Below are 13,518 nucleotides of genomic sequence, written 5' to 3' on the forward strand. Positions count from 1 at the left end.
GTGCCGAGCGTCTGCGTAGAGTCGGCCCGTGACCGACGCAGCACCCACTGACAATCCCTTCGACCTCACCGGCCACGTGGCGGTCGTCACCGGCGGCGGTTCCGGCATCGGTTTCGGCATGGCCGAGGGCCTGGCCCGTGCAGGCGCGTCCCTGGCGATCCTCGGCCGCACCGCCTCCCGCCTGGACACCGCCGCCGAACAACTCCGCCGACACGGTCGACCGGTGCTGCCGCTGGTCTGCGATGTCGCCGACGAGGACGCCACCACAGCAGCGATGGCCCGGGTCCGCAGCGAGTTCGGTTGTCTGGACTCGTGTTTCGCCAACGCCGGAGTGCGCGGCGCGTTCACGCCGGTGCTGGAGACCTCGCTGGAGATGTTCCGCGAGGTCACGCGTGTCGACCTCGACGGTGTCTTCCTCACGTTGCGCGAGGCCGCCCGCCAGATGGTCGAGGTGGGCCGCGGCGGCAGTCTGGTGGCGGTGTCCAGCCTCGGGGCTTTCCAGGGCATGCCGCGCCAGCCGGCCTACGCGGCCTCCAAGGCCGGCGTCACCTCACTGACCGACAGCATGGCCGTCGAATTGGCCCGCTACGGGATCCGCGCCAACACGGTGGCTCCCGGCTGGTTCGACACCGAGATGACCTCGGAGGGGTTGCACGACGAACGGTTCCGCGAGCGCGTGTTGCCTCGTGTTCCGTTTCGCCGCTGGGGCTCACCTGATGACATCGGCGGGGTCGCGGTGTACCTGGCCAGCGCGGCGAGCCGCTACCACACCGGTGATGTCCTGCGCATCGACGGCGGCTACCTCAAGTTCTGACGCTCGGGCCGCGCTGCTCCTCGGCGTGGCGCCGGCGTCACCGTGACGGGAATCGCGCTCATGCGGGGCTGCCCCGAGTAGCGGTCGAAGTCGACGGTGACGTCGGCCAACCGTGCGGTGCTGGACCCGTCCTGCACGGGCGTGTCGACGTCCGGGGACGGGTTGCCGTACGCGTGGCTCATCGACACCACCCCCGGCCGGACGGACTCGTCGAGGCTCACGATGGCCATGACACTGGCGCGGGCCGACGTGATGCACACCACCTGGTCGGGTTCGACGCCGAGGCGAGCCGCGTCATCAGGGTTGAGATACGCGGGATTGTGACGACGACCGCCGCGGGCGGCCATCGCGTTGTAGGACGAGTTTGTGGTGTGCATTTCACGCCGCGAGACCAGCAGCATGTCCGCGGTGCCGTTGCGCGCCACAGCATCAGCGACGACGCCGAGATCCTCCATCATCTGCGCGTTGGCGACATCGAGGTGCGTCGGTGCATTCGGATCACCCGGCAGGACCACCGTGGCGGGTTCGGCGGCGAGCTCACCTTCGAGGCCGTCCGGATGAGCGCGGACAACGTCCAACGGGATCCGTGAACCCTGGCACACGATGTCGAGCAGCTCCTCCTCCGTGGGCGGATGCGTCATATCCAGCGGGATCGGCTCGACCAATCCCAGCGGATGCGGAGCTTCGATCTTGAGCCCCATCCGCTGCGCGAGCCCGTAGAAGAACTCCCATTCACTGAGCAGGTCGCTGCCCTCAGGGGTGTCGAGTACGGCGGGTCCGTAGTAGGCATACGGGGCGCCCGGACCGATGCCCGCGGCCTGCAGGTAATCGAGGATCTGGCTGACATGCGGTGTCTCCAGCGGCATCCGCGGGGCGATCACATAGTCGGCATACCGCGCGGTGTGCGACATGAACGGGTCGATCTGCACCAGCAGTTCCAGTGCCGACATCGCCTCGGCCGTCCGGATCTGATCCGGCCACGCGGCGATGGGGTTCCCGCCGATACTGAACAGTGCCCGCACCTGTCCCTCGCCGGGAGTCAGGATCTCCTCGGCCAGCCCGGACACCGGCATCCCCGCCGCCGAAAGGCTCAACCCCCGGACCCGCATGGCCTCCCCCAGCCCGTTCGCCGGGTACGGGGGAAGCGCCTGGGCCACCGCGGGCAGCGGCGGATACAGCGACACCGGGTCGGCCACGACCTCGCCGGCGCGACGTCGGTTTCCGCACAGCGCACCAAGGTTGAGGATCATGTATTCGAGCAGCGTCCCGGACTGGGCCATATTGGGCCCCGTTCCGGCGTCGATGTAGCCGCGGCGGGCTGCGGCGTACATCCGAGCCGCCGTCACGAGGTCTGCGGGATCCAGATCGGCTGTTGCCGCGACGGTGGTCGGGTCGAACGGTTCGACGGCAGCGCGGAGTTCAGCCACTCCCACGACGTGGTCGGACACGAACTCGGTGTCCATCAGATCCTCGGCGAGGATCACCTTGATCATCGCTGCCAGGATGGCCACGTCGTGCCCCGGCAGCGGCTGCAGGAAAAGATGTGCACGACGGGCAGTTTCGGTGCGCCGCGGGTCGATGACGATGAGCTGGCCACCGGACTCGAGCTTGTTGGTCAGCCATTTGCCGTGGTTGCCCAACGGCAACCCCAGCATGCTGACGAGCGGATTCGCTCCGATCAGCATCAGCAGGTCTGCCTCGTTGGGGCCGTAGCGGCCGCCCAACCAGGTGCCGTGCAGCGCCGGGGCGATGGCCTTACCGGGCTGGTCGATGGTCACCGACTCGAACACCATCGGCGTTCCGATCGCGGCGAGGAAACCCTTGGCCACGGGCATCGAGGCACCGGCGGCCTGAAAGGCCTGAGTCCCGAAGTACGCCGAAATCGAACGCGGGCCGTGGTCGCTGATCATCTGCTGCAGTCGGGTGGCGATCTCGTCCATCGCCTGCGCCGACGAGATCGGTGTGTAGCGACCATCGGCCCCACGCCTGAGCGAGTGCAGAAGCCGCTCGGGTGAGTAGTGATACTCGAGCTGGCCACGGCCCTTGACGCAGGAGAACCCGTCATAGTGCCGATTGGCCTTGTTCCCACGAACTTTGACGGCGCGGCCATCGACGACGTCGACCTCGATCGGGCAACAGTTGTGGCAGACCGCGCACAGCGTCTTATGAACCGTCGTCTCGTCAGCCATCGTCAGCGGATCCTTTCAGCAACCGGGGATACGGGCGATGAGTGAAGGTGCAGCACAGCGGCGCCTCACTGATCGTCGGACGTCCGAGCCGAATTCCGACCCGGGCATTCCGCGGCGGACTAATTAACTGGACAATATAATAGTGGCGCAGCCCACACAATCATCAATTCCGGCGAAGAATCCACTGGTCACGGCGACACTGCGGCTGACGCTGACCGCACTCACGCAGGGTCGGGCGCAGGCGTCACTCCGAACGGCACGAGTCCAGCGTGCAGGTCAGCTGATGAACTCCGGAATCTCCATCTGCGCCACGCATTCCACAGCCACCGACTTCGGATCATTCAAGAACGACGCCGTCACCTCACGCCCGCACTCCGACTCCTCATAGACGTCGTGGCCGATCGCGGGAAAACGAACCACGGTGCTGTTCGGCAGTGTCTCGGCGACGACATCGGCAAGGCCGGCCTGCGTGATCGCATCGAATGTCCCCGCCAACACGAGCACCGGCAGATCGCTGTGCACCGGCTCGGCTATGCGCGGATCACTCGCACTGACCTGCCACACCCCGCAGTCATCCAGGGGGCGGCCGAACTGTGGCTGCAGTTCGAGGACTTCCGCCGGAAAGCCCGGGAACGCTTTCTGCCCCGCGGCCGCGATGTCCTCCGGCGTGGTGAACGGGGCGAACTCGCCACAGAGGACGCCGAGTTTGAGGCCGTGGCTGAACAGGCCCGGCATCTGCCCTCCTCCGGCGACCGCTTCGGCCAGAGCGCGTCCGTCGCCACGCGCTGTCGCGCTGATCATCTGAGGTAAGCCCGCGTAACGCGTGGCGTCCATGCTCGCGAGCACCGCAACGTTGGCCAGTTTGTAGCCGTCCAGCACGACAGTCTGCGCCGGCCGGTCAGGCGTTGCCGGAAGATCAACCCGCAGAGGATCTTCGGACAGTCTGCGCACCGTGGCCGAGAACTCCTCGGCGAGATCGGGATAGGCGGCGGCACAGGCAGGCTGCTCAGCACAGGCGTCGAACAGGGCGTTGAGGCCACCGGCGGTGCTGCTCCACAGATTGTCGAGCAGATTCCGCTGCGGCGGAACAACCGAGTCGAGCACCACACTGCTGATCCCCTCAGGATGGTCGCGGATCAGCTGCAGGGCAACGTATGTGCCGTAGGAGACGCCGTACACGTGCCAGGACTCGATTCCCATCGCCCGTCGCAGGTCGGCGAAGTCGGCTGCGTTCTCGACGGTGTTGTAGGCGGTCAGATCAATCCCCTTGGCCGCCAGTCGGTCATGGCACACGCGGACCGCGTCCACGCTTCGTGCGGCCAGGTCAGGGTCCAGCGATGACACCCCCTTCGACTGCTCGGTGACCTCGTCGAACTCCGGGCATGCCAACAGAGGATCGGCGTGCAGGGTGCCGCGCTCACTGACCAGGATCACGTCGCGGTCGCGGTTGATGCCCAACTCACGCAGGGCTTCGCCGTAGGGCAGGATGGTCCCGCCGGGGCCGCCGTGCAGGTACACCATCGGTTCGGGATCGGGGTCCGCGGACTGCGCCGGGAAGGTCGCGACGGTGAGTTTGATGGTTCGCCCATCGGCTTTCGACCGATTCTCTGGAACCGTGAGGATGCCGCACACGACGTCGGGTCCGTAGTCGGCCTCGGGCACCCCCGGCACCATCGGCGACGGGCACGGCGCAGCCTCGTAGGAGGCGGTGACGGACTCCGCGGCAGCGGTCGGCGGTTGCGTGGTTCCCTGTGACTGGGAACATCCGGCCACTACGAGCATGGCGGCGGCGCACACGCTGAACCGTCCTGCCAGCGAAGTCGATTGCATTCGGACAACATAGCCATCGCCCAGCACACGAGGACCGAGACGCGCCGACCATATTGTCGTTCCTGAAAATTCTGCCCCGGCGAGCCGGGCCGGGGCTCAGCCCTCGATACGGGTCGGCGGGTCGGTGAAGGCGAAATCCCAAGGCGGATACTGCCGGCCGGGGCCCATGAGATCACAGCGCTTGACCGGGACCAGGTGGGAACTGAGGCCGCTGGGCACATAGTTGAAAACCGCCACACAACGCTCCCAGGTGCCGTCGGGCTGAAACGGCCCGTCGCACTTACTGATGACTGGCCCGCCGTACACACAGCCGGCGCTGGCTGACGGCGCGGAGGCGATCTGACCCGCCGCCGCCAACACGACTGCCAGAACACCGATGCCGAGCTTCATTGGGATTCTCCCGTCACATCGCCGCCGGGTGCGTTGCCGGGGACGTGGGGTGGCACATACCCGCCACAGCCCTGCCACTGCGCACTGAGGTTACCGCGGGGGCAACCCGCTCGTGCCACCTTTGACCCGGCGCGGGTGAGAACAATTGAGGCAGTTGCCTCATGTGTCGCCGCACCGCGCGGTTCAACGATGAGGCATGACCAAGATGACGCGTGTTCTCGCAGTCGGCTACGGCGCCGTCTGCTACCTGTTCTTCCTGGTGGTGTTTCTCTACGCCATCGGATTCGTCGGCGACCTGCTGGTGCCGCGCACCGTCGACCATGCCGTCGACGCGCCCCTCTGGCAGGCACTGCTCGTCAACCTCGCCCTTCTGACCCTGTTCGCGGTGCAGCACAGCGTGATGGCTCGTCCGGCGTTCAAACGATGGTGGACGCGCTACGTCCCGCCGGTCATCGAACGCAGCACCTATGTGCTCCTGGCCAGCCTGGTGCTCGCGCTGCTGTTCTGGCAGTGGCGGGAGATTCCCGTCATGGTCTGGGACGTGCAGAATCAACCCGCGCGGATCGCGGTGTGGGTGCTGTTCTGGGCCGGTTGGGCGATCGTGCTGGCCGCGACGTTCATGATCAATCACTTCGAGCTCTTCGGGCTGCGGCAGGTGCTGGCCGCCTGGCGGGCGCAACCTGAGTCCGAGACCGGATTCCGGGCCACGATGTTCTATCGCGTGGTGCGCCATCCCCTCATGCTGGGGTTTCTCATCGCCTTCTGGGCTGCGCCGACCATGACGGCCGGGCATCTGCTGTTCGCGTCCGCCACGACGGGCTACATCCTCATCGCGTTGCAGCTTGAGGAGCGGGATCTGCTGGTGTCGCTGGGATCCCGCTACGCCGCATACCGGCAGGCGGTTCCCATGCTCATCCCGCGGCCCCGCCGGCCTCAGAACGCCCTCCTGACGGGTGACACCCCCGCCCGGCGGTAGGAGCGGGCTACGCCTTGTAGCATCCTGCTACAAGGCGTAGCATTCTGCTACAACAGGAGGTGCGGGAATGACGAACGTCGCCGATCGCGTCACCAGGGTCGCCGCCGACCTGATGGACAGCGCCGCTGCCGAAGGGGCCCGCCAGAGCCGGTCGGCCAAGCAGCAGCTCGACCATTGGGCCCGGGTGGGGCGCGCAGTGTCAAGCCATCAGACGGCCTCGCGCCATCGCGTCGAGGCCGCGCTGGCCGGCCGCCTGGACACCACAGACCTGTCCGAGGACGAGGGTCTGGTGTTCAACGCGGAGATCTCGGCCGCCATCGAAGAGTCCCTGTCCAGCACCAACTACGGTGACACCCTGGCGGCACGGGGCATCACGACGGTCGCGCTCAATGATGACGGGGAGATCGTCGAGTACCGTCCCGACGGCACCGCCGTGGTGGTCAGCACCGACCGATGACACCTGACGTCGCGAGCCGCCGGTGAAACGACTGGACCTCGTCGTCGGTCCGAACGGCGCGGGCAAGTCAACCTTCGTCGCCTTCACCTTGGCGCCGCTGTTAGCGCGCAGCGTGTTCGTCAACGCCGACGAGATCGCCAAACAGCGTTGGCCTGACGACCCCCTCGGCCACGCCTATGACGCAGCGCGGGTCGCCGCAGACACCCGCGCCAAGCTGATCGAGGCCGGCGCATCGTTCATCGCCGAGACGGTCTTCTCCCATCCATCGAAGCTGGATCTGATCCGTTCCGCCCACGACGCGGGCTACACCGTCGCGCTGCACGCGGTGCTGATCCCCGAGGATCTCGCCGTCGAGCGCGTGCGGCGGCGCGTCCTGCACGGTGGTCACGACGTCCCCGAGGACAAGATCCGCGAACGGCACCGGCGTCTGTGGCAGCTGGTGGCCGAGGCGATCCACATGGCCGACACCGCAACCCTTTACGACAACTCCCGGCGGGAAGGGCCCCGAATCGTCGCGCAGTTCACGGCCGGCACGGTCATCGGCGCTCCCGCCTGGCCGACGTGGACGGCCGAGGAGCTGGTCAGTCGCTGGCCCGCTGACGGTGCGCGCTAACGTCACCCCCGTGTCCGCCGATATCAGGAACATGACCTTGATCCGCGTGGGCGGTGCGCTCGCCGCCGCCCTGACGGCGCCCTTGTTGACCCTGCCCACAGCCCAGGCCGACGCGTTCGCACAACTCGAGGCCGTGCCGGTGGTGGCCTCCCCCACGTGCGGCGGCACCGTCAGCGCCGAGGCCCAGGCGGCGCCGGTCCAGATCGGCGATCGGGTCGACGACGGTGTCCGCGTCGCAATCCACTACGACGCCGGCGTCTACGACGGTTCCTGCTCGCTCACCGTCGCAGCCGCGTGGCGGAACCTGGACACGGGAGCCACTGGACGCGGGGACATCACGGCGGTGTCCACGATCGACGGGCACTACGGGTTCATCGGCTACGCCAACTCCACCTTCGAGACGGGCCGTGGCACGGCCGTGATCACCCTGAGCTCACACCCGGGTGCCGAAATGCGGATCACGACGTAACCACCGCGCCGGCTCTCAGATGCCGGAGTCCAACCGACGACCCAGGTGGACACTGGGTGAGCGGGCGGGTCACGGCTAAGCTGCGCGCTGAGACCGCCGACGACGGGGAGCCGATTCACCATGAGCCGCCGATCCCTGCCGACGGCGATCGGCGTGATGCTGGTGGTCGCAGGTCTGTACCCGACCCCCGCCGCGGACGCTGTCGTCGGCGACGTCACCGGGGCCGTCGACATCGGAGCGGGCCGCAGCATGTTCGTCGAGTGCCGTGGGACCGGCTCGCCGACGGTGATCCTGATGTCCGGCAAGGGCAACGGAGCCGAGGACTGGTCGCAGGTGCTCGCCCCCGGTGACCCCGCCCACGACAGCCCGGGCGATGACCTGCCCTGGGGATTCGGCGAACTCGTCGGCAGCCAGGACGCCGTGCTGCCGTCGGTCGCGCGGTTCACTCGCGTCTGCGCCTACGACCGGCCCGATGTCCGCTTCGAGGGCGCCGACCTCACCACACCCCGCAGCCAACCGCATTCCGTGGACCTGGACGTGGCAGACCTCGATGCCCTGCTGACCGCCGTCGGGGCCGAGGGGCCCTCGGTCCTCGTCGCGCACTCCTATTCGGGGGTCGTGGCCACGCTGTTCACCCGGACCCACCCGGAGAAGGTGGCAGGCCTGGTGATGGTGGACGCGCTGAGCGAGCACATGGCCGATGTCATCAGTCCGGCCCAACTCGAGAACTGGGACGCCGGCAATGCGGCGACCTCACCGCAGGTCGCCGAAGGAGTCCGGGTCATCGACGCCTTTCAACAGATCGACGCGGCGCCCCCGATGCCGGCGATACCCGCTGCCGCGCTGGCGGCCGACAAGCCCTGGCGCACCGACCTGCTGCCACCGGAGCCGGTGAGTTCCGAGCAGGTCACCTTCGAGGACTGGCGGGCAGGTCAGGATCGCCTGGCGACATCCCTTGGCGTGGAACTGATCACCGCCACCGACAGCGGCCACGACATCCACCTGTACAACCCGCGCCCGGTGGTCGACGCGATCGAGCGGGTCGTCGAGGAGTTCCGCGCGGGCCTCTGATCGCCCCCATCCGTTCGGGTAGTGGATTACGCGCGGTCGCAGAGTGTCCGGAACCGACACTCGACTGGTACGCGGTTGACCACAATGCACGGAGGTGCACCATGACGCTGATCTCGCTGTTCTCGAACAGGTTCCAAGACCACTTCGTCGTCCTGCGAGGCGGCTTCGCCGACATCGCCACTGTCGTCACCGATCAGGACCGTGAGGACGCCACGATCAACTGGACGGGCTCAGGGCTGGTGCTGGGCCCCGGCGGGACGTTCGGCGGATTCGGCCAGAAGGGCCAACTGCGGCGCGGCTCCACCCCTGCCGGGTTCCTGATGATGATCGCCACCTTCGACGGAAACCGCATACACGAGAAGTTCTTTGACGGCATCGTGGACCCGGAGCGCAAAGCCGAGGTTCTGCGAGATTCGACCTTCATTCTCGAAAAGGGACTCATCGACCCGAACCAGGTCTCCTTCCGTTGGGCGGAGTCGAGCGACGTCTACATCGTGGCGAGGAACTTCCAACTGTTCGCCCAGCGAGCGGTGACTCCCGACGACTTCCAAGCAGCGACGTTCAGGATGACGAACCCGCTGAACGCGCAGAACCAATAGGCATGACATCAGTGGCGGTGTTGGGCGGCGGTTTGCCCGCGGCGTGCCGGCGCATTCGTTGAGCGTGGCGCACCGTTCCGATAGTACATATTTCGATGTATAGTCGGCCTCATGGCCCTCGCAGCCCTGATTCTCTACCTGGTCTTCGGTGCACTCGGTTTCTGCTGGCGCAGCTGGACCCAGTACAGGCACACCGGCTCAACGGGATTCCGCGGAATCCACGGGAATCCCGGATCGCTGGAGTGGTGCGCCGGTGCCGGCTTCATCGCCGCGATCGTCGTCGGAGTCGCCGCCCCCGCGCTGCAACTGCTCGGCCTCCTCGCGCCCGTCGCGGCCCTGCACACACCGTGGCTCCAGGGCCTCGGTACCGCACTGGCCGTCGCCGGAATCGCGGCAACGCTCTACGCCCAGCGGGATATGGGTGAATCCTGGCGCATCGGCGTCGATCCCGGCGAGACCACGACACTGGTCCGACACGGGGTGTTCGGCGTGGTGCGAAATCCGATCTTCACGGCGATGCTGATCTTCGCCGCCGGCGTCGCCCTGATGACACCAAACCCACTGGCGCTCGCCGGTTTTGCCGTGTTGCTGGCGACGATCGAGCTTCAGGTGCGCGTCGTCGAAGAGCCGTATCTGCTTCACACCCACGGCCAGACCTACCGCGACTACCGCGCGTCGGTGGGGCGCTTCGTTCCCGGCATCGGGCGCAACTGACGGCGGGGACCGTCACAGTTCGTCGACCGCCTTGGCCCACTGGCCCAACAGCTCAGGACAGTGGGCACCCAGCGAGTGCCCGACCACACGTCCGGCGGCACAAGCCGTGGCGATCACATGACGCGCTGCGATCACACCTCGGGGGCGCCGGCCTCCGGAGTTCCGGGCTCGGGCTGGGTCTTGGCCTGCTTGCGCTGGGCGAGCTGATACTTCACCAGCGCGACCAGGGCCTTCGGGTTGCGGGCGAAGGCGCCTGCAGCCTGGAAGCCGACTTTGATCTTCTGGCCGACGGTGAGTTCCTGCTCTGACGCCATCACTGCCCCTCCCTGAGAGTTGATCGACTCCGAACAATAGCCGGGCGGCTGGTGACAGCCAGACCAGGGTGCGGGCCCGAAGAACTCGGGCGAGTCCCACCACGGCGTGACACCACACCTGTACCGTGGCGGCCGTGAACTTCTCCCGTGTGTCTTCACCCGTCGCGCTCGCGGCCTGTGCCGCAGCATTGACCATGTCGCTCGCCGCCTGCGGATCCGACAAGGACAACGCAGCATCGGCCACGTCCTCGTCGGCCGCCGAACTGGTGTCCACCGAGACGCCCGCCGCCGCCAGCGCCTGCCCCACGGCGGCGCCCGCGAGCGGCGGCACACCCGAGTGGACGCTGGCCGGCACCACCGGCAACATCGCGGTGACCGGGTCGACCGACACCACGGCACCGCTGGTCACGGTTGACGGACCGTTCAGCGTGGCCGAGACCCAGGTGCAGACGCTCAAGCCGGGCGACGGTCCCGTCGTTGCCGACACGGCCACGGTGCTGGTCTGCTACATGGGCGTCAACGGCCGTGACGGGTCGGTCTTCGACAGCAGTTACGACCGAGGCGCACCGGTCGACTTCCCGCTCACCGGCGTGGTGCCCGGCTTCCAGAAGGCGATCGCGGGCCAGAACGTGGGGTCGACGGTCGCGGTCGCGATGACCTCTGCTGACGGTTACCCCGAGGGGCAGCCGCGCGCCGGGATCCAGCCGGGCGACTCGTTGGTCTTCGCGATCAAGATCCTCGACGCCACCAGCTGAGCCGCCCGGGTCCGACCCGGCACTCGGTGCGCAACGGTCCGGCTCAGTCCAGATCGAACCGATCGTTGTTCATCACCTTGACCCACGCGGCGACGAAGTCCTCGACGAACTTGCCCGCGTTGTCGTCCTGGGCGTAGACCTCGGCGACGGCGCGGAGCACTGAGTTCGAGCCGAAGACAAGGTCATTCGCGGTGGCGGTCCACTTCGTCTGACCCGTCGCGCGGTCACGGCCCTCGTAGACGTTCTCCGTGCTCTCGGACGGCTTCCACTCCGTGCCCATGTCGAGCAGATTCCGGAAGAAGTCGTTGCTCAACGTCCCCGGCCGGTCGGTGAAGACGCCATGCCTGCTGCCACCGTGGTTGGCGCCCAGCGAGCGCAGACCGCCCAGTAGAACGGTCATCTCGGGAGCTGTCAGGTTGAGGAAGTACGCCTTGTCCACCAACAGCTGTTCCAGCTGAGCCTTCTCCCCCGGGCGGAAGTAGTTACGGAACCCGTCGGCCTGGGTTTCCAGCACCGCGAACGAGTCGACGTCGGTGTCAGCCTGGGAGGCGTCGGTGCGTCCCGGGGCGAAGTGCACCGTGATGTCGTACCCGCCATCCTTGGCCGCCTTCTCGATCGCGGCGGAGCCGGCCAGCACGATCAGGTCCGCCAACGAGACCTTCTTGCCGCCGGACGCTCCAGCGTTGAAATCCTGCTGGATGCCTTCGAGCACCGGCAACGCCTTGGCGAGTTCGGACGGCTCGTTGGCCTCCCAGTTGCGCTGTGGTTCCAGACGCAGCCGGGCCCCGTTCGCGCCACCGCGCTTGTCGGTACCCCGGAAGCTCGCGGCCGAGGCCCACGCGGTCTTCACCAACTGCGGCACCGACAACCCGGAGTCGAGCACCCGGCTCTTCAGGGTGGCGATGTCCTGCTCATCGATCAACGGGTGGTCGACGGCCGGCACCGGGTCCTGCCACAGCTGGGGTTCCGGAATCCAGGGGCCGAGGTACCGGCTGACGGGTCCCATGTCGCGGTGCAGCAGCTTGTACCAGGCCTTGGCGAAGGCCTCGTTGAGCTCCTCGGGGTGGTCGAGCCAGCGACGGGTGATTGGGCCGTAGATCGGGTCAACCCGCATCGAGATGTCGGTGACCAGCATGGTCGGCTTGCGCGGCGCGCCACCGAAGGGGTCCGGGATGATCGGCTCGGCGTCCTTGGCCTGGAACTGCCAGGCACCGGCGGGGCTCTTGGTCAACTCCCACTCGTAGCCGTACAGGATCTCCAGGAAGCTGTTGCTCCACTTGGTCGGCGTGGTGGTCCACACCACCTCCAGGCCGCTGGTGATGGTGTCGGGCCCCTTGCCGGAGGCGAACGCACATTTCCAGCCCAGCTGCTGCTGCTCGATCGGGGCGGCCTCGGGCTCGGGGCCGACCAGGTCGCCGTCGCCGGCGCCGTGCGTCTTGCCAAGCGTATGGCCGCCGACGATCAGGGCGGCGGTCTCCTCGTCGTTCATCGCCATCCGGCCGAACGTCTCCCGGATGTCGTGCGCTGCGGCCAGCGGATCCGGTTTGCCCTCTGGGCCTTCGGGGTTGACGTAGATCAGGCCCATGGTCGTGGCGCCGAACGGCTCGGCGAGCTTGCGGTCGGAGTCGTTGGTGCCGCCGTAGCGCTTGTCGGTGCCCAGCCAGGTGTCCTCCTGCCCGAACAGGACCTCCTCGGGCTCCCAGATGTCCTCACGGCCGAAGGCGAAACCGAACGTCTTGAAGCCGGCCGACTGCAGCGCGACGTCCCCGGCATACACGATCAGGTCGGCCCAGGAGATCTTGTTGCCGTACTTCTGCTTGATCGGCCACAGCAGTCGGCGGGCCTTGTCGAGGTTGACGTTGTCCGGCCAGCTGTTGATGGGGGCGAATCGCTGGGCGCCCTGACCGCCGCCGCCGCGGCCGTCGTGGATCCGGTAGGTTCCGGCCGCATGCCAGCTCATCCGGATGAACAGGCCGGCGTAACTGCCGTAGTCGGCGGGCCACCAGTCCTGCGAGGAGGTCATCAGCGCCAGCATGTCCGCCCGCAGCGCCTCGACGTCGAGTTTGGCGAACTCCTCCTTGTAGCTGAAGTCCGCACCGAGCGGGTTGCCCTTGGCGGGTTGGCGGTGCAGCACCGATACGTCGACCTGTTCGGGCCACCAGTCCTTGTTGGTCAGGGGGCCGTGCACCTTGGGGGTCGGCGCATCGATCACCGGATTCTCAGACTCGCTCTTGCTGGCCGTGCCGGCACTGCTGTGCGGGGGCCGGGTGTCGGAGGTGTCAGTCACGTTCTGGCCTTTCATCGAGGGGTGACCGGGCTGCGATCAC

The 13,518-nt window shown here is 67.4% G+C and carries 14 protein-coding genes; 9 read left to right on the top strand and 5 right to left on the bottom strand.

The genetic code is table 11. The features are described 5' to 3' along the window. Positions 1-28 precede the first annotated feature (28 nt). Positions 29-814, top strand: a complete 786-nt coding sequence (locus A5727_RS24845) for an SDR family NAD(P)-dependent oxidoreductase (RefSeq protein WP_068256840.1) — start codon at positions 29-31, stop codon at positions 812-814. Here A5727_RS24845 and A5727_RS24850 read toward each other — a convergent pair. From A5727_RS24850 to A5727_RS24860, 3 genes are all read right to left on the bottom strand, one after another. After that, on the bottom strand, positions 799-3,003 hold the full coding sequence (locus tag A5727_RS24850) for a molybdopterin-containing oxidoreductase family protein (RefSeq protein ID WP_068256843.1): 2,205 nt from the start codon (positions 3,001-3,003) through the stop codon (positions 799-801). The genes A5727_RS24845 and A5727_RS24850 overlap by 16 nt on opposite strands. Before the next feature lie 276 nt (positions 3,004-3,279). Beyond that, positions 3,280-4,833 (bottom strand): alpha/beta fold hydrolase, encoded by a 1,554-nt coding sequence (locus tag A5727_RS24855; RefSeq protein WP_157521557.1) that lies wholly within the window; start codon positions 4,831-4,833, stop codon positions 3,280-3,282. 96 nt (positions 4,834-4,929) lie between these two features. Beyond that, entirely contained in the window at positions 4,930-5,223 is a 294-nt protein-coding gene (locus tag A5727_RS24860; protein ID WP_068256846.1) for a CDGP domain-containing protein, read from the bottom strand. A 205-nt stretch (positions 5,224-5,428) separates the two neighbouring features. Here A5727_RS24860 and mddA point away from each other — a divergent pair, with 205 nt between their 5' ends. The 7 genes from mddA (at position 5,429) to A5727_RS24895 (ending at position 10,122) form a co-directional block, all read left to right on the top strand. Next, positions 5,429-6,199 carry a methanethiol S-methyltransferase gene (gene mddA, locus A5727_RS24865; protein WP_068257125.1) on the top strand — a complete coding sequence of 257 codons (771 nt, stop codon included), beginning with the start codon at positions 5,429-5,431 and terminating at the stop codon, positions 6,197-6,199. A gap of 67 nt (positions 6,200-6,266) precedes the next feature. After that, the gene (locus A5727_RS24870; RefSeq protein ID WP_068256852.1) at positions 6,267-6,656 is read left to right on the top strand and encodes a TA system antitoxin ParD family protein; all 390 of its coding nucleotides are present in this window, start codon (positions 6,267-6,269) and stop codon (positions 6,654-6,656) included. A gap of 22 nt (positions 6,657-6,678) precedes the next feature. Next, positions 6,679-7,269 carry an ATPase gene (locus tag A5727_RS24875; RefSeq protein WP_068256855.1) on the top strand — a complete coding sequence of 197 codons (591 nt, stop codon included), beginning with the start codon at positions 6,679-6,681 and terminating at the stop codon, positions 7,267-7,269. A 31-nt stretch (positions 7,270-7,300) separates the two neighbouring features. Then, positions 7,301-7,738 (top strand): hypothetical protein, encoded by a 438-nt coding sequence (locus A5727_RS24880; RefSeq protein WP_068256858.1) that lies wholly within the window; start codon positions 7,301-7,303, stop codon positions 7,736-7,738. A gap of 120 nt (positions 7,739-7,858) precedes the next feature. Beyond that, positions 7,859-8,809: an alpha/beta hydrolase gene (locus A5727_RS24885; protein ID WP_068256861.1), complete on the top strand. Its 951-nt coding sequence runs from the start codon at positions 7,859-7,861 to the stop codon at positions 8,807-8,809. A 101-nt stretch (positions 8,810-8,910) separates the two neighbouring features. Next, on the top strand, positions 8,911-9,408 hold the full coding sequence (locus A5727_RS24890) for an AbfB domain-containing protein (RefSeq protein ID WP_068256864.1): 498 nt from the start codon (positions 8,911-8,913) through the stop codon (positions 9,406-9,408). Between the two features lie 111 nt (positions 9,409-9,519). Then, positions 9,520-10,122 carry a methyltransferase family protein gene (locus A5727_RS24895; protein WP_068256868.1) on the top strand — a complete coding sequence of 201 codons (603 nt, stop codon included), beginning with the start codon at positions 9,520-9,522 and terminating at the stop codon, positions 10,120-10,122. Between the two features lie 131 nt (positions 10,123-10,253). Here the strand turns inward: A5727_RS24895 and A5727_RS24900 are convergent, their stop codons facing one another. After that, positions 10,254-10,436, bottom strand: a complete 183-nt coding sequence (locus A5727_RS24900) for a hypothetical protein (protein WP_068256872.1) — start codon at positions 10,434-10,436, stop codon at positions 10,254-10,256. A 134-nt stretch (positions 10,437-10,570) separates the two neighbouring features. Here A5727_RS24900 and A5727_RS24905 point away from each other — a divergent pair, with 134 nt between their 5' ends. Then, complete coding sequence (locus tag A5727_RS24905) at positions 10,571-11,191, top strand: FKBP-type peptidyl-prolyl cis-trans isomerase (RefSeq protein WP_197507751.1); 621 nt, start codon at positions 10,571-10,573, stop codon at positions 11,189-11,191. A gap of 43 nt (positions 11,192-11,234) precedes the next feature. Here A5727_RS24905 and katG read toward each other — a convergent pair whose 3' ends face one another. Further along, entirely contained in the window at positions 11,235-13,493 is a 2,259-nt protein-coding gene (gene katG / locus A5727_RS24910; protein WP_068256875.1) for a catalase/peroxidase HPI, read from the bottom strand. Positions 13,494-13,518: the final 25 nt, after the last annotated feature.

The organism is Mycobacterium sp. ACS4331 (assembly GCF_001667265.1).
Lineage (GTDB): Bacteria > Actinomycetota > Actinomycetes > Mycobacteriales > Mycobacteriaceae > Mycobacterium.